The 19353-nt window shown below is 70.3% G+C and carries 18 protein-coding genes; 12 read left to right on the top strand and 6 right to left on the bottom strand.

Annotated elements, in window-relative coordinates; all coding sequences use genetic code 11:
- Nucleotides 1-90 precede the first annotated feature (90 nt).
- From WMF45_RS12390 to WMF45_RS12400, 3 genes are all read right to left on the bottom strand, one after another.
- A complete protein-coding gene (locus WMF45_RS12390) occupies nt 91-507 on the bottom strand; it encodes a hypothetical protein (protein WP_437717112.1) in 417 nt (138 codons plus the stop codon).
- 153 nt (nt 508-660) lie between these two features.
- Nucleotides 661-1989 (bottom strand): hypothetical protein, encoded by a 1329-nt coding sequence (locus WMF45_RS12395; RefSeq protein WP_437717113.1) that lies wholly within the window; start codon nt 1987-1989, stop codon nt 661-663.
- A gap of 326 nt (nt 1990-2315) precedes the next feature.
- Complete coding sequence (locus tag WMF45_RS12400) at nt 2316-2996, bottom strand: hypothetical protein (protein ID WP_437717114.1); 681 nt, start codon at nt 2994-2996, stop codon at nt 2316-2318.
- Between the two features lie 230 nt (nt 2997-3226).
- Between WMF45_RS12400 and WMF45_RS12405 the strand changes: the two genes are divergently transcribed.
- The 9 genes from WMF45_RS12405 to WMF45_RS12445 all read left to right on the top strand — a co-directional run bounded on the left by WMF45_RS12405 (nt 3227) and on the right by WMF45_RS12445 (nt 11898).
- Nucleotides 3227-3949, top strand: coding sequence for an SAM-dependent methyltransferase (locus tag WMF45_RS12405; RefSeq protein ID WP_437717115.1), 723 nt, complete (start codon nt 3227-3229; stop codon nt 3947-3949).
- Nucleotides 3950-4251: 302 nt separating this feature from the next.
- A complete protein-coding gene (locus tag WMF45_RS12410; RefSeq protein WP_437717116.1) occupies nt 4252-5112 on the top strand; it encodes a hypothetical protein in 861 nt (286 codons plus the stop codon).
- Nucleotides 5113-5120: 8 nt separating this feature from the next.
- A complete protein-coding gene (locus WMF45_RS12415; protein WP_437717117.1) occupies nt 5121-5405 on the top strand; it encodes a hypothetical protein in 285 nt (94 codons plus the stop codon).
- Nucleotides 5406-5434: 29 nt separating this feature from the next.
- Nucleotides 5435-6550: a type III polyketide synthase gene (locus tag WMF45_RS12420; protein WP_437717118.1), complete on the top strand. Its 1116-nt coding sequence runs from the start codon at nt 5435-5437 to the stop codon at nt 6548-6550.
- Between the two features lie 4 nt (nt 6551-6554).
- Nucleotides 6555-7280 carry a methyltransferase domain-containing protein gene (locus WMF45_RS12425; RefSeq protein WP_437717119.1) on the top strand — a complete coding sequence of 242 codons (726 nt, stop codon included), beginning with the start codon at nt 6555-6557 and terminating at the stop codon, nt 7278-7280.
- Complete coding sequence (locus tag WMF45_RS12430; RefSeq protein ID WP_437717120.1) at nt 7277-8440, top strand: NAD(P)/FAD-dependent oxidoreductase; 1164 nt, start codon at nt 7277-7279, stop codon at nt 8438-8440. Before WMF45_RS12425 ends, WMF45_RS12430 begins: the two co-directional genes overlap by 4 nt.
- 188 nt (nt 8441-8628) lie before the next feature.
- On the top strand, nt 8629-9321 hold the full coding sequence (locus tag WMF45_RS12435) for an RNA polymerase sigma factor (protein WP_437717121.1): 693 nt from the start codon (nt 8629-8631) through the stop codon (nt 9319-9321).
- Entirely contained in the window at nt 9318-10559 is a 1242-nt protein-coding gene (locus WMF45_RS12440) for a FecR domain-containing protein (protein WP_437717122.1), read from the top strand. The genes WMF45_RS12435 and WMF45_RS12440 overlap by 4 nt, the downstream gene beginning before the upstream one ends.
- A gap of 157 nt (nt 10560-10716) precedes the next feature.
- A complete protein-coding gene (locus WMF45_RS12445) occupies nt 10717-11898 on the top strand; it encodes a hypothetical protein (protein WP_437717123.1) in 1182 nt (393 codons plus the stop codon).
- Nucleotides 11899-12172: 274 nt separating this feature from the next.
- On the opposite strand, the gene WMF45_RS12450 is transcribed toward WMF45_RS12445, so the two are convergent.
- Complete coding sequence (locus WMF45_RS12450) at nt 12173-13519, bottom strand: endo-1,4-beta-xylanase (protein WP_437717124.1); 1347 nt, start codon at nt 13517-13519, stop codon at nt 12173-12175.
- 378 nt (nt 13520-13897) lie between these two features.
- The gene (locus tag WMF45_RS12455) at nt 13898-14956 is read right to left on the bottom strand and encodes an L-type lectin-domain containing protein (protein ID WP_437717125.1); all 1059 of its coding nucleotides are present in this window, start codon (nt 14954-14956) and stop codon (nt 13898-13900) included.
- Between the two features lie 333 nt (nt 14957-15289).
- Here WMF45_RS12455 and WMF45_RS12460 point away from each other — a divergent pair, with 333 nt between their 5' ends.
- The gene (locus tag WMF45_RS12460) at nt 15290-15988 is read left to right on the top strand and encodes an alpha/beta hydrolase family protein (protein WP_437717126.1); all 699 of its coding nucleotides are present in this window, start codon (nt 15290-15292) and stop codon (nt 15986-15988) included.
- A gap of 196 nt (nt 15989-16184) precedes the next feature.
- Here the strand turns inward: WMF45_RS12460 and WMF45_RS12465 are convergent, their stop codons facing one another.
- Complete coding sequence (locus tag WMF45_RS12465; RefSeq protein WP_437717127.1) at nt 16185-17306, bottom strand: hypothetical protein; 1122 nt, start codon at nt 17304-17306, stop codon at nt 16185-16187.
- A 1090-nt stretch (nt 17307-18396) separates the two neighbouring features.
- On the opposite strand from WMF45_RS12465, the gene WMF45_RS12470 reads away from it, so the two are divergent.
- Nucleotides 18397-18810 carry a helix-turn-helix domain-containing protein gene (locus WMF45_RS12470; protein WP_437717128.1) on the top strand — a complete coding sequence of 138 codons (414 nt, stop codon included), beginning with the start codon at nt 18397-18399 and terminating at the stop codon, nt 18808-18810.
- Entirely contained in the window at nt 18807-19151 is a 345-nt protein-coding gene (gene tnpB, locus WMF45_RS12475; RefSeq protein WP_437714117.1) for an IS66 family insertion sequence element accessory protein TnpB, read from the top strand. The genes WMF45_RS12470 and tnpB overlap by 4 nt, the downstream gene beginning before the upstream one ends.
- The last annotated feature ends 202 nt before the right edge of the window (nt 19152-19353 follow it).

Consider the following 19353-nt stretch of genomic DNA (forward strand, 5'->3'; position numbering starts at 1 on the left):
CCGCTTCGAGGCCGTCGAGGCGATCTCAACCCCCTACATGGTCGAGGTGCGCGCCGCGTGCGCGACAAAGGTCGCGAGGTGCTCGGCCGATCACTTGGGGGAGAAACGGATGGCCGCGAGCAGGGTATCGAACGCGGCGCGGTCGAGGCGGGGGGTGTAGATCATGTACCTGCGGCGCGCGGGAGGAGGACCCTCGAAGTGGGCGACGAGGACCTCCTTTTCATGGCCGAAGAAGTGGCTGGTGCGGCTGACGGTGGCATCGGCGGAGCCTACCTGGACCTTCCAGGTCTCCACGGCTTTCATGGGGCCTCGGTCGCGCGTGGGTGTACCTTCCCAGGCAAAGAAATAGAGGCCCTGTCCGGAGGCGTCCTGGTAGCTCCAAAAGTGCTCCACGGCGGGGCTCCCCGGGATGAGGGAGGAGACCTCCTCGCGGGTATCGGCCTGGAGGGTGAACCCGGTGGGAAGGGTCAGAACGAGATCGACGAAGGTAGGTGTGCTCGAGGTCATGGTCGGGCTGGTGCCAGGGGTGGAAGCGGCGGTGGTAGGTGGAGCAGCGTGTTCGGGCGAGGTGCCCCCAGGATTTCTCCGGCAGCGAGAACGGACCGGGCGAAAGCTCAACAAGTTCAACAACGCCGAGCGCGCCCGCGCTCGGGACGCCGATCAAGCACGCTTGCGTCGCCTGAAGGCGAGCCCGCCCGCGGCCGTCATGAGGAGTAGACCTGGGCGCCCAGGTGCCTGGCCACCCGGCATCGAGCATTCGCACCCACCGTCCTCCTCGGGCGTGCCAGTGCCGCCGGCACCGGCACCGGCGCTGGATGCGCTCGTCTCACCGCCTGATCCCTGGGCGTCGGAGCCGCCCATGCCCTCACCACCAGCGCCATCCAGTCCTCCGGCGCCTCCGCCGTCGCCGCCCGCGCCGCCGCCGCCGCCGCCCGCGCCGCCGTCGCCGCCCGCGCCGCCGCCGCCCGCGCCGCCGTCGCCGCCCGCGCCGCCGCCGCCCGCGCCGCCGTCGCCCGCCCCGTCGCCGCCCGCGCCTCCGCCTGCGCCGCCGGCGCCCGCGCCGCCGTCGCCGCCCGCGCCGCCGTCGCCGCCGCCTCCCGCGCTTCCGTCGCTGCTTTTGACAAAGGCCACGAACGTCTGCGAGCGCCCCAAGGAGAACGTGGTCACGCTGCTCAGCGTCTCGTCGGTCTGAATGACACCGCTGAGTCGGCTGCCCACGACGATCTTCCCGTCGTCGTTGAGATCGAGATCCGAGAGGCTCCCGAGGTCCACGATGATGCTGGCCACCAGCGCCCCCTCGGGATCGAAATGATAAATGCTCCCGTCCCAGGAGGCGCCGAAGACGTCTCCGGTGGCGTTGACGGCGATCCCGCGGCAGGGGAAGGCCACGTCGAAGGTCCGCACGCGCATGAGCGTGGACGGCGCATAGACCTCGACGCTGCGCTCCCCCGCGAGGACGTACAGCAGGCCGTCCAGCCCGAGCGTCAGATCGATGGGCGCGCTCCCGCTCGCGAACCTGGTTGCGGTCCCGGTGGCCAGCTCGAACCGGACGACCCCTGTGGCGGGATCCCCCCCCGTCGACATGTCGGTGACGAAGGTGTAGCCGCGGAAGGTGGCGATTCCGCCGTAGGACACATTGTTGGCCGTGCTCCACTCCGGGTAGGTCAACGCGGACCAGGTCGCGCCCACGGGGTCGAGGATGCTCAGGAATGGATCGAACGTCCCATCATAGGCGTGGACCAGCCCGGTCGCGTCCACCACGAGATCGCGGACCCACTCGGTTCCCGGCCGCGCGCCGCCCCCGCCGAAGGGCACCGCGAACGTTTGAACCACGGCACCCGCCGGGGTGCACTCGGTGATCGCGTTGTCCTGCGATACGAGCAGGTTCCCCTCCGTGAGGGGAGCCGCGTCGGCGCTCGCGGAGGAGACGGAGAAGACAAACGCAGTGACTGCAGCGTGCAGCGTGGGAAGACCTCGGCGAAGATGCATCACGTTCATCCTACCGGACCTCGTACCGCACGTCCGCAGTTCCGCCATGGTGTCGCCATGCTACATCGCGGCGAGAGGGGCGTCGCCTGCGCACGCCGCCGCGCTTGCCTCCCGGCACAGGCCTGTGCTTGCCCGCATCACTGCATCACGTTCCGGATGCCTCCGGGGCGCTTCGGCACTCAACCACCGCTCGAGCTTCTCGTGATGCTCCGAGGCGCGCTCGGGGGCGGCGGCCGAGGCGGAGGCGGACGGGGAAGCCGCCGACCTGCGCGCGTGACGCGGGCGCTCCCCCGCGCGAGGTCGTCCACCGCGGTGAACATCGCGGATCACGCCTCCGGTCGTCGGCCGTCGCCGATGTAGAGCGGCTCGTCGCTGGGCCGAAGCTCGATTGGCCGCGGCGACGCGCGATGGCCGTCCCGCTCGTCGTTCGCGTCGAGCCCGATCGATGCTGCGGCGGTGCCCGCGACGAGCACGGGCTGCCCCACCTCGATGACCGTCTCCCGATAGAGAACCGCGCTGTGAAAGCCGGCGAAGAACGACGCGCGCTCGTGGCCGTAGCGCTTGCGAAAGGTGTCGACGTGGCCGGCGGCGTCCGGGGGCGGTTCGGCGTCCACGAGGTCGAAGCGCACGTGGCCGCTCGGGCGGACGAGCGCCTGGCCCGTGCCGTCGTCGAGGGCAAAGTCGGGGGCCCAATCGGCGTCGTCGTCGACGACCCAGACGAAGCCCATGCCGTTGGGGCCGAAGCCGCCCTTGCGCTCCTGCCGCCAGCGCACGACCCGGAAGGCGACGCACGGGCGCCCGCTGAAGGGCGAAACGAGCGGCTCGCCGACGGGCACCGCGCGGCCCCTCGCGGCGGCAAAGCGGGCTGGCCGCAGCAGCGGGATCGATTCGACCCGCGCCCGGCGCAGGCGCGCTCGCTCGGCGCGCCCCAGCGCCCATCGAAGCCCGGCCCCGCCGAGGCCGAGCGTCAGCGCGACACCCAGCGCGGAGAGGAGCAGGGCTTCCACGAGGGCATGATCGCTCAGAGGGCCCCGCCTTGCCAGGGTAGAGAACCTTTCTCGATCGGGCCCTCCTGGAAAAACAACGCAGGCGCCTACGGGTGTGCTCAAGGCCGCGGAGGTCGCGACAGAAAGCCCCGCCAATCGGATCGAAACCCTCGCCCTGTCGAGGCTGCACGAAGGGTGATACTCCCCTGCTGAGGGCGGTCCGGGCGACCGTCCGCCGAGGAGAAGGCGTGATGAAGACGGACGAGCACGGGAAACACGCAGTGAACTTCGGGCGCGAGCGAGCCTTGGGCTACGACGACCAGGTGCGCCGCTTCTGGCCGGGTTATGGCGTCATGCAGCAGGTCATCGCCGAGGTGATCGCCGCTGCGCTCCCCGACGAGGAGGCCGCGTCGCTGCTGATCGTCGGCGTCGGGACCGGGAGCGAGGTGAAGCCGCTCGCGCGCTACGCGGGGGCCGGCGTTCGTTTCACGGGCGTCGACCCCTCGCCGGAGATGGTCGCCGTCGCGAGCGAGAAGCTCGCGGCGGAAGGCCTCCTCGAGCGGACGAGCCTGCATGCCTGCGAGCTGCGCGATCTCGCGCGCGGGCCCTTGTTCGACGGCGCCCAGATGATCGGCGTCCTGCACCACGTCCCGGGCGATGAGGCGCGCCTCGAGCTCCTGCGGGAGGTCGCCCGGCGCCTGAAGCCGGGGGCGCCCTTCGTGATCGGCTGTCGGACGGGAGACGATCCGCTGCTGAGCGCCGTCGAGGACCGGCGGGCCCTCGCGGAGGGGCGCCCGCCCGAGGCGGCGGAGCAACGGCGGAAGGCCATGGCGCCGTTGAAGATGCCGGCCTCGGACGCCGAGGTCTTCGCGCTCCTGGCCCAGGCAGGCTTCATTGCGCCTCGCCTGATCTTCTGCGAGCTGCAAATCAAGACCTGGGTGACGCGCTACGACCCGTCCACGCTCGGCGCGTGACGCGGCGACACGCGGGGCCGCGGCTCCGCCCGATGTCGCTCCTGGTCAACCCGGGCTCGACGCTGCGGTAAGGGAGAAGGGGAAGCGTGTGGCGGAATGCCGCAGTGAGGCACGTGTGCGGTTCGCGCGTGGAAGGGAATGACAGGCGATGAGGCGCGCTCATCGGGCGCGGGCGCGTTCACGCAAGCTCCTTCCGCGCGTCTCTCAACGAACGCTCAGCCCGCACGCCTGGACCGCGCTTTGCAGTTATACAAGGCATGCTGCAAAATATTCATCAGCACGCTGCGTTCATCGTGGGAGTCATGGGGTTCTCGCTGACGCTCGGCTGCGCCGGCGAGCCTGGAACAGCCGAGGCGCTCGGAGAGAGCTCCGATGCGTTTTCCACGGCACCGGGTGAGCCGAACCACGAAGAGATCACCAGCACCGCGCTGGCGTTCCTGAAGCCTGCGGTGATCGGCGCGCTGAAGATCGGCAATGTGTCGACGGACGCCGAGCTCCACTTCAGCAATGCTGCTCATTTCGACGACTGCAACTTCAGCGGAGGAGCCGCCTTCATCGCCGAGAAGCAAGCCGAGGCGGTGGCGGCGCTGGGCCCGGGCATCGCGCAGCTGAGTGGCGATGCGCTGGCATTGCTGGCGTTCTCCCGTTCGCTTCACGCGGTGCAGGACTTCTACGCACACACGAACTGGGTCGAGCTCGGGGGCGACGTCCTCGTGGACCAGTCGCTCACGGCCTTCCCCGCGCTCGCGCCGTACTCCGCGGTGCCGTCGACGGGCTTCATCGTCGTGCAGGGCCGACAGCCGAGGGGGGCGGCGGTGACTCGCGACAACGATGCGCCGTACCCGGAGTACGCGATCGTGACCTTCCGCCAGCGGCGGACGACAGCCCATGGCCTTGTCTCGGGCACGGTCGACTACGAGCCAGGCGACTACTGTCCGCCCCCGGTGGCGATGACCCACGACGAGCTCAGCAAGGACAAGACCTCCTTGACCGATCGCGTCGAGCAGCACCTCGCGGCGAAGTCGCTCGCCATCCGGCAGACGCGTCATGAGTGGTGCCGGCTCAATCAGCTCGCGCACGATGCGTGGGGCGACGCCGGGACCGCGCGCCTCGCGGCGTGGGTGGCCGACCCGAGCTCGGCGCCCGACTGCACCACCGAATAAGGCTTGTCATGAGGATGGTCTTCCGAGGCGGCGCGGCGTACGGCCCGAACGGGCGGTTCGGCGCGTGGGTGGTGAGCGTCGGCGCCGGGGGGAGCGTGACGCTCGCGGGCCAGGCGCTCGGGGAGGAGATCCATCGGGGAGGCAGACCGGCTCACGACGGCGCCGCCATGACAGCGGCCGACGTCTCCGTCGGCCACGCAGGGTCGACGTTGCGGACGCCATGTTCCATCTCCGTCGGTCGGCAGCGCAACACCGCAGGTGGCATACTCGATGCCTGCTTCTTGCGAGCGTGACCAATTTTAACGACTCACGAGGAGGCCTGGTGCAAGGCGAGGATGCCGGCCGGGGCTCGGCCGCGAAGGTACGGCCGCCGGCAACCGCCTACATCAACCGCATTGCCACGGCCGTGCCGCCGCATGACGTGCACTCCTCTTTTGTCCGCTTCGCGAGCACGCTGTTCGGCGACGAGCGCAGCCGCGTGCTGTTCGGGCGGATGGCGGACAAGGCGCAGATTTCACACCGGTTCTCCGTGCTGGCCCCGAGCGTCGAGGTGGGCGGCCCCTCGATCGACGCGGGGCGGTTCTACCTGCGCGGAAGCTTCCCGACGACCGCGGACCGCATGCGTTTGTACGAGAAGCACGCGCCGGAGCTCGCCGCGCAGGCCGTCTCCGGCCTCGACCTCGGGAGCACGGCGCGCCGGATCACCCATGTCATCGTGACGTCGTGTACCGGCTTTTCCGCGCCGGGCATCGACCTCGATCTCGTCGAGCGCTTCGGCCTCGATCCATCGGTCGAGCGCACGATGGTCGGCTTCATGGGGTGTTATGCGGCGATCAACGCGCTGAAGCTCGCGCGGCATATCGTGCGGTCGGCGCCCGAGGCGCGCGTGCTCGTGGTGAACGTCGAGCTGTGCACGCTGCACCTGCAGGAGGCCATCGCGATGGATCAGATGCTGTCGTTCCTCCTGTTCGGCGACGGCTGCGCCGCGGCGGTGGTCAGCGCCGAGCCGACAGGGCTCGGTCTCGACCGGCTCCACGCCGTCGTGGTGCCCGGGACGCGCGAGCTCATCACGTGGAACATCCGCGATCTCGGCTTCGAGATGTTCCTGTCCGGCCGCGTGCCGCGCGCGATCGACCGGGGGCTCAAGGCCGCCGCGGGCGCGATCCTCGACGGCGCCGCCCCAGGCGAGATCGACCTCTGGGCGGTGCACCCCGGCGGGCGGTCGGTGCTCGACGCCGTCGAGCACGCGCTCGAGCTCGGGCCGGCCGCGCTCGCGGCGTCGCGCGACGTGCTCGCGCGTTTCGGCAACATGTCCTCGGCGACCCTCATGTTCGTGCTCCAGTCGATCATCGCGGACACGCGGCCGGGCATGCGCGGATGCGCCATGTCGTTCGGTCCAGGTTTGACCGCCGAGACGATGCTGTTCCATACGGCCTAGACCGATGAGCGCCCTCGACTTCTCGCGCCGATCCACGCTCGACGAGCTGATGGATACCCAGCCCGTGGGCTTCGAGGAGTTCCGCGCTTGCCTCGTCGATCTGGCGCAGGTCAACCGGCTGACGCTCGCTTACCGGCCGACGTTCGCGTTCCTCGAGCGCCTCGTCGCGCGCGGCCTGCCCGAGAACCGGCCGCTGGAGGTGATCGACGTCGGCAGCGGCTACGGCGACATGCTGCGGCGGATCGACGTGTGGGCCAGAGAGCGCCGCATCGCCGTCTCGCTCACCGGCGTCGACCTCAACCCATGGTCGCGCCGGTCGGCCGCCGAGGCGACTCCGCCGGGCCGGCCCATCACCTGGGTCACCGCCGACGCCTTCGCCTACGAGCCGCCCGGCGGCATCGATGTCGTGTTGAGCTCGCTCTTCACGCATCATCTCCCCGATCCGGGGGTCGTCCGTTTCCTCGCCTGGATGGAGGCGAAGGCGCGGCTCGGCTGGTTCGTCAACGATCTGCACCGCCACCCGCTGCCGTATCACGTCTTCCGCCACCTCTCGCGCCTCGCGGGCTGGCACCGCTTCGTGCAGCACGATGGCCCGGTGTCGATCGCCCGCGCCTTCTCGGCGAGCGACTGGCGGCGTCTCGTCGCCGAGGCCGGGCTCGATCCGCGCGCCGTCGAGGTTCGATGGTGGATGCCGTTCCGGCTCACCGTCGGGAGGCTCAAGGTCCCGTGAACGACGCTGTCGTCGTCGGAGGGGGCCTGGCCGGGGCGGCGGTCGCGCTGCTCCTCTCGCAGGCGGGGCGCGAGGTCACGCTGGTCGAGCGCGAAGCCAGCCCGGCGGACAAGGTCTGCGGCGAGTTCCTGTCGCGCGAGGCCGCGCTCTACCTTGCGTCGTTCGGGCTCGATCTGCGGGCGCTCGGCGCGGTGCCCATCGAGGCCGTGCGCCTTGTCGAGCGCGATCGGGTCGCGGCCGCCGCGCTGCCGTTCTCCGCGCTCGGCCTGTCGCGCCGCGTGCTCGACGAGGCGCTGCTCGCGCGCGCCGCGGCGGCGGGCGCGTCGATCCGGCGGGGCGTCCGGGTCCAGGCGCTCACGCGGGCGGGCGCGGGCTGGGGAGCGCGGCTCGAGGACGGCAGCGCGATCGAGGCGCGCGCCGCGTTTCTCGCGACCGGCAAGCACGACGTCCGGGGCCTGAGGCGGCCTTCCGGGCTGCAGGACGATCTCGTCGCCTTCAAGCTGCACTGGCGGCTGTCGCCGCCGCAGGCGGAGGAGCTCGACAGGCACGTGGAGCTCGTGCTGTTCGAAGGCGGTTATGCCGGTCTGCAGCCGGTCGAGGGCGGCCGGGCGAACCTCTGCCTCCTCGTCCGCAAGAGCCGCTTCGCCGCGCTCGGGCAGCGCTGGGACCGCCTCCTTTGCGCGATGCGCGAGGGGTCGCCGCACCTCGACGCGCGGCTCGCGGGCGCGGAGCCGTGCCGGGAGCGGCCGCTCGCGCTCTCGGCGATCCCGTACGGCCATGTCCAGCGCCGCGCGGACGGGAGTTGGCGCCTCGGCGATCAGGCGGCGGTCATCCCCTCCTTCTCTGGGGACGGCATGTCGATCGCGCTGCACAGCGCGCGGCTCGCGGCCACGGCGTACCTCCAAGGGGCGAGCGCGGAGGCGTTCCAGCGCCGGCTCTCGCGCGACGTGCTCGGGCAGGTGCTGCTCGCGACCGCGCTCTCTCACGGCCTCGTGCGGCGGTCTGGCCAGGCGGCGCTCGGCGCGGCGGCGCGCCTTTGCCCGGGCCTCATGGCGGCCGTGGCCGGGCGCACGCGCGTGTCCGAGGCGGCGCTCGTGCGCGGAGGGCTGCCGGTCGCCGCGTTGCAGGGCGGGCTCGGGCCGCGCTGCGCGACACGCTAGCACCCGACAAGAGCTCAAAATTACTCTTCTTTTTTGCGTCTTTGCGTCTTTGCGTCTTTGCGTTGAAATCTCTCCTCGGATCCTGGCCGGACGCCCCGCTGGCGAAGCCAGGGGGCGGCGCGGCGGCATCGAGGAAGATCCTCCGCCGTTCAGCCTGCTTTCGGGCGGACCGGCTACTGTGCATGAGCATGGGAACCGCCGAGCCACACCCCGCCAGCCGCCGGCTCAGGCTCGTCTCCAGCCAGGGCGCCGGGGGCCAGCCCTCGCCCGCGCCCGCCAGCGACGAGGAGATCCTGCTCGCCTTCCAGCGGGGTGAACGAGGGATCGGCCTGCGGCTCTACGAGCACCTGCTGCCGGCCGTCGACCGGACCCTGTACCGGATCCTGGGTTGCCGCGAGCAGGACCACGCCGATCTCGTGCAGGGCGCGTTCGAGCAGATCGTGAGCACACTTACCAAACAGCGGTTCGCGGGGGAGTGCAGCCTGGCGGGCTGGGCGTCCGTCATCGCCTGCCATGTCGGGCTGAGCGCGCTGCGCGCCCGCCGGCGCGAGCGGAAGGTCATCGATCGCACGCCGGGGTCGCCGGAGCCTGGCGCCGGGCCCGAGCCGCCCTCGCAGGGCGCCGATCCCGAGCGCGAGGTGAGCGCGCAGCGCGATCTCGAGGCCCTGCGCCGGCACCTCGCGTCGATGGACGGCGACCGCGCGACCGCGCTGCTGCTCCACGCCATGGGCTATTCTCTCAAGGAAATCGCTGACTTGACCGGTGTTTCCGTGGCCGCGGCCCAGTCGCGGCTGTCGCGGGGGCGGCGGGAGCTCCAGGCGCGCTTTGAACCCGAGGCGGCGGCGCGACGCGACCCCGCTGGACCCGAGGAGCCACGATGAAGCAGGACGACGTTGACACCACCCCGGAGGATCGCGCCGCGGCGGCCGGCGTGGACGGCGTGGAGGCCTCGCTGCGGGCGCTGGTCGAGCAGCCGGTGCCGCCGCTGCCCAGGATCCAGGCGAGGCACCTCCAGCAGCGGATCGCCGGCCGCATCGACCAGCTCGTCGCCGACGCGGCGGAGCAGCGCGCCCGCGCCGCCCGGCGGAAGCGGGCCGCCCTGGGCGCGGCGGCGCTGGCGGCCGCCCTGACCGCGGCGGCCGCCGGTGTCTTCGTCGTGCTCCGGGCGCGCGACGCCCCGCCCGCAGCGGCGCAGGTGACGGCGCTCCAGGGCTCGGTCGAGATCGCGGCCGGGGGCGCGACCCGCTCGCCGCCGTCGCTCGCCCTCGTGCCGCTCGCGAGCGACGAGGAGCTCCGGACCGGCGAGGGCGCGCGGGCGAAGGCGTCGCTCGCGACGGGCGCCACCGTCGAGGTCGGGCCCTCGACGCGCGTGAGGTTCGCGCCGGTGGGCGCCGGGCGCGAGCGCGCAGGTGACGTCGTCGCCCTCGAGCAGGGCAGGATCGCCGTCGATGTGCCGCCGCTGCCGGCAGGCACGAGCCTGTCTGTGCGCACGTCGGACACCGTGGTCACCGTGCACGGGACGCGCTTCTCCGTCGAGCGGCGGCCCGACGCCGCGGGAGAGCCGGCCGAGACGCGCGTGTCGGTCGTGGAAGGGCGGGTCGCCGTGCACCGCGGCGAGGTCGAGCGCTTCCTGAGCCCAGGCGAGACGTGGTCGTCCCGCGACGAGGAGCGCCGGTCGGACCGGCCCGCCGAGGGGCGCCCGGGCGACGCGCCGGCGCCGCCTCGCGACCTCGGACAGGACAGCGCCGCCGGCGAGGGCGGCAGGGGCGACGGGGCAGGCGAGGGTGGCGCGGGGGAGCCGCGCGCGCCGCGCGACGCGCGCCAGGCCCCAGCGCGCGCCTCGCTCACGGCCGAGAACGAGCTGCTCCAGGGCGCGATGGCGGCGCGGAGGCGCGGGCAGCCGAGGCGGGCGATCGAGCGGCTCGATCTCCTCCTCGGCCGCTACCCGGACTCGCCGCTCGCCGAGATCGCCCGCGTGGAGCGCCTTCGCGCGATCGAGATGCTCGGCGACAAGGACCGGACGGCGGCCGAGGCGCGCCGGTACCTCAAGGACTACCCGCAGGGCTTCGGGCACGAGGAGGCCACGTCCGCCTCCCGCCCCGGCGGCGCTCGCCCCTGAGCGCCCGCGCGCGAGGCCGTGTCGATTTTTTGACGAAACCCTGCCTGCTCCCGGCGCCTCCGGCGACCTTCACTTCATCGAGGAGATCATCGCGCCGGCGATCGGGTTCGCCGGCTGCGCTCCAGGTCGTGCTTGCTTTCCAATTGGGAGGATCCCGATGCGTTCATTCGCGTTGACAGGGTGGTTCTGTGGTGGGCTGTTGTCGCTCGCGGCCTTCGGCGCGGGCTGTTCCCTATCGGGCACAGGAGACGCGGACGGCCGCATCATCTCCGGGGATGACTGCGTCCCTTCGGACGGCGAGGGCAGCGCGCCGGCGCCGAGCTTCCCGGGATCCGGCATGTCGGGCGCCGGCGATTCCATCACCGCGGACCTCGATCCGCTGTCGTGCGGCGCGAGCGCGCGGGGGGTCCCGGTGGGCGGGACCGAGCAGGTCGACTGCTATTACACGAACAATGACTCGACGACCCCGGTGGCCTTCGTCGAGCGGGTCGTCGAGATCGCCGAGAGCGAGGAGCTCGTGCACGTGCGGCTGACGCTCAACCCCGCGTTCGTCGACAACACGTATGGCGAGACGGCCATCGGGTGGGGCGACGGCGAGGAGCCCGGTGACGCGCCGAAGCCCGGTGACGCGCCGAAGCCCGGCGACGCGCCGAAGCCCGGTGACGCGCCGAAGCCCGGTGACGCGCCGAAGCCGAAGGGGAAGGGGGGCCACACGTTCAAGGATCTCGTGGGCAGCGACAAGGCCCAGTTCCAGCTGACGAACGGGCAGGGAGAGCTCGTGCTCGACTTCTACGTCGACTACATCTCGGTCGACGAGGCGAGCCCCTCCGGTTATGCGTCGCTCGGCGTGGTCGGCGGAGAGGGCAAGATGCTCCTCGGAGACGCCGGCGCCGTCGTCGCGGCGACCACCTCGCTCGACCGCGATCTCAACGCGTGCGGGTACGGCGCGTACCTCGAAGACTCCCCGGAGACGGACGAGAACTTCACCCCCAATTCGGAGACGCCGAACTGGGATTACCGCGTTGTCTACGACGTGTGGGTGAGCGCCTCGGCGTTCGGCGCGGCGGGCTTCGGCGACGCGACCATCAGCTACGTGCACGCCTCTCCGAGCAAGTACCCGTCGGACACGGTCACCGTGACGCGGGGGCCGTGCATCACGACGACGTGTGAGGGCGACGACCCGCCCGCCGGCGGCGGCGGCAGCGATGCAGGTGAGGATCCGGATGGAGGCGGGGAATGCAAGGAGTCGGGTGAGGCGTGCACGGCCAGCACGGACTGCTGCTCGGACACCGACGTGTGCGCTAGCGGGGTGTGCCAGCAGATCGTGATCCCGCAGTGAGCCGGTGAGTTCGCCGGCACCGGCGCGCCGGCGCGCCGGCGCCGGGGAGGTGCTGACGAGCGAGGTCATGGTCCTCGCATCCGGCCGCCGGCGGGGAGCCCGCAGCGCGAGAGGCCGATCCCCCGAGTTATTCGGGAAGATTCACAGCGAGGCGGGGAGACGGGGAGTGAAATCCCATCGATCTCCCCGTCTCCCCGCCACCCTGTTCAATTCTTCTCTGACAATGTGAACCGGTGGCCCCCGGCGCCGTGGCCGCCGCGGCTCGCGGAGGATGCTACTTGCCCAGCAGGGCGTTCATGACCCTGTTGTAGGTCTCCTTCTTCCCGTACTGGTCGTTGAAGAGCAGCGACTGCGAGCTTTGGCCGTTGCACAGCGCCCCGCTCCAGCTGTTGAGCCACGACCTGCCGTCGTTGATCCCCCAGAAGGTGACGGCGGTGCACTTGGGCTCCTTGAAGCAGGCCGCGACGATGTCGTGGTAGTACGTGAGCTGCTCCTCCGCCGTGATCACGCCGCCGCAGCGGTTGATGTCCATCTCGGAGATCAGCACCTCCAGGCCCAGGTCGGTGAAGCGCTTCAGGTTCGCCGCCACATCCGCTCCAGTGGCCTCGTTGTTCGGCGGCCCGATGTGCATCTGGAATCCGACGCCGTCGATCGGGACCCCCCGCTCGACCATCCCCTTGACCATGTTGTAGACGAACTCGACCTTGTCGTTGCGCGCGTCGATGCTGTAATCGTTGTAATAGAGCTTGGCCTTCGGATCCTGCTCTCTCGCGATCTTGAAGGCGAGGTCGATGTAGTCCGCCCCGATCTGGTTGTAGAACACCGAGGGCCTCATGCGAGCATTGCCGACCCCGGTGTCGCCGTCGGTCTGGACGGCCTCGTTGACGACGTCCCAGTGGTCGAGGCGGTCCTTGAAGTGCCCCATGACCTGCGTGATGTGCCTGCGCATGGCCGCCTCGACGTTGGCCTTCCCGGTCATGGAGCTCATCCAGCCAGGCAGCTGGTTGTGCCACACCAGGGTGTGGCCCTTGACCTTCATGTTGTTCTGGCGCGCCCAGTTCACGATGTTGTCCGCGGAGCCCCAGCTGAAATTCCCCGCGCTGGGCTCGAGCGCGTCCCACTTCATCTCGTTCTCCGCCGTCACATAGCTGTGCTCGGCGGCGGCGACGCGCTTGTAGTCGTTGTTACCGAGACCACCGCCGGAGATGGCCGCTCCGATCAGCAGCGGGGGGTTCGCCTTCTCACCGGCCTCCCTCAGCGTGCTGGCGCTCGCCGCGGGGACTCTGGCGCTGGCGCCGCCGCCCGTACCATCGCTGCCGCCCGTGCCCTCGCCGCCGGCGCCGCCGCCGGTCGTCGCGCCGCCGCCGCTGCCGCTCGTCGCGCCGCTGCTGGCGCTCGTCGTATCGCCGGTGCCGCTCGTCGCGCCGCTGCTGGCGCTCGTCGCCTCGCCGGTGCCGCTCGTCGCGCCGCTGGGGGTGCCGCTCGTCGTGCCGCCGCTGGTGGTGCCGCCCGTCGCGCCGCCGCTGCCGGTCGTCTCGTCTCCATTGCCCTCACCGCTGTCCGAGCAGCCGGCTGCACACAGGAACGCCGAGAGGAGAAGTGTAAAGGGTGCTGATCTCATGCTCGCATGCTCCAAAGTAAAATGTATTTACTAACTCACGCGACCTGGTGCCTTGATCATCCGCGGGGCCACGTCGCGCGCGGGCGGCACCCGAGGTGGTGCCGAACCGGCAGTATATCGGCCGCTGTCTCCCAAGCATACAGCTTCACGAGGCGGACCCGAAGGATAAGGGGCTCCGGAAGGGAATTCCAGGACCGTTCGAGATTTTTGACATGGGGATAATGTGCGTCCGAGACCGAGTCGGTGGGGCGCCCCACACGCGGCTCGCCGTGCTCCTGGGGTGCACCTGCTGCTGGGGCGCACCTGCTCCCCGGAACGAGCAGGAGGTCGCCGCAGACCTCGCCGATCGCGCGGCGAAGCGTCCTTTGGCGCCGGCGTTCAGAGGCAGCGGGGAGAGGGGAACGTGATCTTCACATTCCGGATCTCCTGGCGCGCGGTGGCGTCTCCCGTGCCCGCGGCGAAGCCATAAAAGAACTTCGACCCGACGGGGAAGCCGGGGATGGTGAACCCCTGGAACTGGCTCTTGCCGTCGATGATCAGGCTCACCTTGCCTTGGTTGAGCTCGATCTGCGCTTTATGGAACGCGCCGTCGCCGAGCGCGACGCCGCTCGTCCCCTGGCCCAGCGAGCCGAGCACGCCCCCGTCGCAAGGCTGCGTGAGATCGTCCACGCCCACGTGGTTCTTGTTGGCGTCTGTGCAACCGAGGTTGTGGTAGGTGTCGATCTCGACACCGTAGCCGGCGAGCCCGGCCATACCGAGGCCGCCGCCGCCGTCGCCCACGGCCGTCTCTCCCGTCGTCTGGAGCATGAAGCCCATCCCATCGCCGCCGCCGAGGCGGAACTCGAACGTTGCGGTGAAGACGTCGGCGGCGACGGGATTCCGGTAGATGATGGTGCCAGCCTGCCCGCGTTCGTCCTCGGTGAGCGCGCCAGCCAGCCTGTCGGCATCCCAGAAGGCGTCGCCATTGAAGGCCCACCCCTTCGGCGGTGAGGCCATGTCCGCGGCGAGGCTCACGGCGCAGGCGGTTCCAGCGGGGCATGTGTCCTCGTCCGTCTGCCCATCGCAATCGTTGTCGACGAGGTCGCACCCGTCCTCGTGCGCCGGCGTGCGCTCGCCGGCGCACGGACCCCACGCATCGCCGGAGCAGACCTGAACGCCGGCCTTGCACGCCCCGACGCCCTGGGTGCCCGAGGGGCCCGAGTAACAGCTCCGTCTTTCCCCCTCCGCGCAAAGGCAGCCTTCATCGACGACCTGGTCGCAGTCGTTGTCCAGGCCGTCGCACACCTCCGGCACCGGGACACACGCGGGGCCTGGCTCGTCGGGGCCTGGCTCGTCGGGGCCTGGCTCGTCGGGGCCTGGCTCGTCGGGGCCTGGGCCCTCCGGGCCTGCTCCCTCGATGCCTGGCTCCAGGAGGAGTTCGCTCCGACCGCCGCACATGGATACCGCGACGGCGAGCGCCGGGAGCAGGAAGAGGGCCTTTGCGCGCGCTCGCAGGCCTGCGCTTGCCGCGGCGTGTGAAGAGCGGAGTGGCTGTGAAAATGACATGTACTCTCGACCCTCGGCGCGACCACGGATTGTGTGGATGATGCAGTGCACCCTCGCCCCAGCAAGCCTGCGCCGCAGCCTACCAGATCGAGGCGATCGCCCCTCCAGGAATCCGGAGGGTGAAGGTCGGGATCCTGCTGAGCACGGCGCGGCCGCGCCCTCTCCTGGCGTTCGACCGGCGTGCGTCTCGACGAGCGGCGCCGGTCCATGGCATGGATGCGCCCCATGGCCGAGCGCTCCATCTCGATCCCGATCGTCGATAGCAGCCCTGTCTCGGGCGTGATCCACGCCCCGAGGACGAGGGCGAAGCGCTCCGGCGTGGCCGTCGTCCTCGGCCATGGCGCCGGCAACGACATGAACGCGCCCCTCGTGGTCGACGTCGCCCGGCGGCTTTTGGCGCGCGGGCACACCGTGCTCCGCTTCAATTTCGTCTACAAGGAGCTCGGCCGGAAGGCGCCCGATCGGCAGCCGCTCCTGGAGAAGGCGTTCGAGGCGGCGATCGAGAGGGTGCTCGAGGACGGGCCGGAGCGCCTCGTGATCGGCGGCAAATCGATGGGCGGGCGGATCGCGTCGCTCCTCGCGGCCCGCGGCGTCCGCGCGGACGGGCTGCTGTTCCTCGGCTATCCGCTCCACCCCGCGGGCAAGCGCTCCCCGCTCCGGGACGCGCACCTGCACGCGATCCCCGCGCCGCTCCTGCTCCTCCAGGGCACGCGCGATCCGCTGTGTGATCTCGGGCTCCTCCGGCCTGTCCTGAAGCGCCTCGGGCAGCGGGCCAGCCTGCATGTGATCGAGGGCGGCGACCACTCGCTCGATCTGCTCAAGTCCGCGGGGAGGACCAGGGAGAGCGTGCTGGAGGAGATCGACCTCGCGATCGACGGTTGGCTGAAGGCGCGGGTCCTCGCCGCGCGCCGGAAGGCGCCGTGACGGCGAGGGCCCGCCGCACGGCGCGCCGGATCTCGTTCGGATGTAGGAGAACGCGGCCCGAAGCGTGGTTAATGCGTAGGCGGCCGCGGCATGGGCTCGAAATGACGCTTCACACCGTGTGATCGGGCCGTCCGCGACGAGCGGCGTGCTCGATGAGCCGATGAGCCGCCGCCGTCGTCGCGCTCGCGGGGCGGCGTCAATTGATGATGGCCGGGTCCTCGATCGTGAAGCACTCGACGGACGACGCCGCGTATTTGATCGCGTTGTACCAGAACTGCGAGATCTGGAAGACCTGCGCCGCGGATCTCTCGTAGCAGGGGCTGTTCGGGTCCGTGTACATCTGCGGATTGAGGCACGCGGCCGTCCCGCGCCACTGGCCCGAGTAGGTCACCCACTCATCGCCGAACGCGACGACATGGCCCTTGCCGATCTCCTCGTGCACCGCGAAATTGTTCCTGCCGTCGGTGCTGTCGACGGTCGCGGTCGTCGATTTGATCGAGCGCGCGATGTAGGCGCCCACGCTCTGGATGTTCCTGCCGAGCGGCGTGTCCTGGTTCCAGTTGCCCACGGCCACGGGGAGGTCGCCGCCGAGCGGCAGCGAGCCGCCCCAGCAGTTGCAGTTCGCGCAGCCGTTCCGCGCGGGATCCAGGAGGCCGTCGGCGTTGAACTGGATGTCGGTGAACGAGAGGAGCTGGTTGGTCGCCGTGATGTCGTGGATGGTGCATCCCTGTCCATTGCACTGATAACCGCTCAGCGCGATGAGGCCGCCGCCGTTGTTGACCCAGTCCTTGAGCGCGTTCACCTCGTCCGGCGAGAACTCCCACGGCGCCCCGTCGTCGTTCTGGGCGCCCTTCGTCACCATCCACTGGAGGAGGATCACGTCGTACTTGGCGAGAAACTCCGCCGTGAGCGTGGGCTTCTCTCGGTTGTAGTTGTCGACCTGGGCCGTGCTCTGCGTGTTGAGCCAATCCTGGAGCGCCGTGGTGCTGTCGCTGCTGCACGGTCCCCAGACGCCTTCGCGGCCGATCGACGCGATGCTGATGCAGGAGCAGTTGCCCGCGTCGTCGCAGGTCGTCTGGTGACCGGCGTCGGGCGGCGGCTCGCCGCCCGGCCCCGTGCTTGTCAGCCCGATCTCGCCGCCGATATCGTCGCCGGTGCTGGTGCTGCTGACGCTGCCGCCGCCGGCGCCGCCGGCGCCCTGGCCGACCGCGCCGTTTGTCGTGGTGTTACCGTTGCCGCCCGATGAACAGGCGATCACGGGCAGCCAGAGCGCTGCGAGCACAGCGCAGCAACGCGTCGCGAAATGAAGTCTTGTCATGATCCCTGAGACTACCACTCCCCGCGCCTGGCCGGAGAGCCAAAATGGGGGAGGCTCTCCACCCGAAGCGCTACAGGCTGCTTGATTTCCAGCTCCACCCGCGCGAGCTCCCTGCGCGACAGCTCCGGCGTGAGCGTCGCCCCATGTTCAACCGGCCGGACAGGCGCGAGCAACGATACGAGCGAGGTGATCGACCCTCGCGCTGTCTTGGGCGCAGCCATGCGCAGGTGTGGCTGCGGGTGCGTGTGGTGTGGGCGAAAGAAAGCGGTGCTAGGGGAACGGTCGGGAGTGCGGGCGCCGGAAGCGTGCTGCGCGGTTTCGTGAGCTCTCGCAGGGCTTGCGCTTGGCACACAGCGTCAGACGTCGACGCGCCGGGTGTGCCGGGAGAATTGAAGTTCTCCCCGGAGGGGGTCGACACGTTGCCGGAGAGTTGAAATTCGATCTGGAGGGTGTCGACAAGGCGGTGGCCGGGCCAGGTCGGAACGGGCGGCCTGATATGCCGGAATACGCAATGCAGGATTCCATCTGGGCGAAATCCGTGAGACGAGCGGCTGTGATGTCCGACCCCCGTCTGTGCTTCACAGGCTGCGAGTAGGGCGGCGCTGCCGAGAGCTTGGCGGCCGACGCGGCGGCGCGACGACGCGAGCTCGTCCCGACATGTCCCTCGGTTCCGACAGCAATGTCGCTGAGGAGCTCGACGAGACCTGCCGCAAACGTTGCCGCGACCGAGCCAGTCGTTTATGTCTGGGAGGGGCCTTTCTGGGGGGGCCGGCGCCTGCGGGATGCGTTGAGAGGCCCTTCGCGACGCACCCCAAGGTCCAGAGTGTCGTCCCCTCAAGGAGATTTTCTCATGTGGCGCCATGAATTGAGGAACTGGATCGCTGCCTGGATCACCCGGACGGCGGTTCGGTCGGCATCCACGGTCATCGCCGCTGCTGCCGCGGCGCTCGCCCTCGAGGGCTGCACGTTCGGCGATGGCCCGCAGAGGTAGCCGCTCCGCAGACCGCGTCTTTCCCCTGGCCAGATTCGGTTACACGCTACGCGACGCCAGATGAGGGCCGTGCCCTCGCCGAGCGAAGAGGAGCGAGCGATGCCAGGAAGCAGGGAGCTGGTACAGCTGCGTGCAGAGCTGTCGAGGTATCGAGAGCAGAAGAGCCGTGGGAAATTCCCGAGCGAGCTGCGGGAGCGAGCCGAGGCCTACGCCAAGGCGCGCTCCCGCTCGGGGGCAACACCGACCGAGATCGCCACGGAGCTCGGTGTCCACAAGATGACTGCCGACCGATGGGTGGCTGACGGTGAGCGCGCAGACGAGGGTGCGTCGCCAAGAGCCCCCAAGGCGGCTCAGCAGGTTCCGTTCCTACCCGTCGTGGTGCGCCCGGAGCGCCGCGAGGCGCCCCCTTTGCGGCTCAACGTCGCGTTTGCCGATGGGACGCGGATGCAGGTATGTGGGATAGGCGCGCGCGAGCTCGTGGAAGCGATCGAAGCGTTGCGGAGGGGACGGTGACCCCCGCGACGATTGCCGTCTATCTGGCGGTCGGTCCAGTGGACTTGCGTGGCGCGTTCGACCGGCTCGCCGCGATCACCCGGCAGGTGCTTTGCCTGGACCCGGCCAGCGGCGCGCTGTTCTTGTTCCTCAACAAGAGGCGCAACCGGCTCAAAGCCCTTTGGTGGGATCGCAATGGATACACGATCTTGTATAAACGTCTCTCGAAGGGTGCATTTGCTCTGCCTTCGTTCACCGAGGCCGACGGCAAGTGTATCGAGCTGTCAGCACAGGACTTCGCGCAGCTGCTCGCCGGTCTGCCTGTAGATGAGCTGGCAAGCCGCCGCCGGCTGATCCACTGAGGCGTCTGCGCCGGCGCTCGTTCACCGCGCTGCCGGCGCCAGCGCGGCCCGATGGCGGCCGGCGCAGCCCGATGCGGAGATGGAGCAGGGCGCGCGCTGCATCGCGCCCGAAGACCTCGCGAGAGCGCGCCGCCGATGGCGCACCATGGCGGTCCTGCATTCCCGTCTTCGACGAGAAATTCTCATCAAAACCAGCGAATTT

The sequence above is a fragment of the Sorangium sp. So ce448 genome, from assembly GCF_051520915.1.
Lineage (GTDB): Bacteria > Myxococcota_A > Polyangia > Polyangiales > Polyangiaceae > Sorangium > Sorangium cellulosum_B.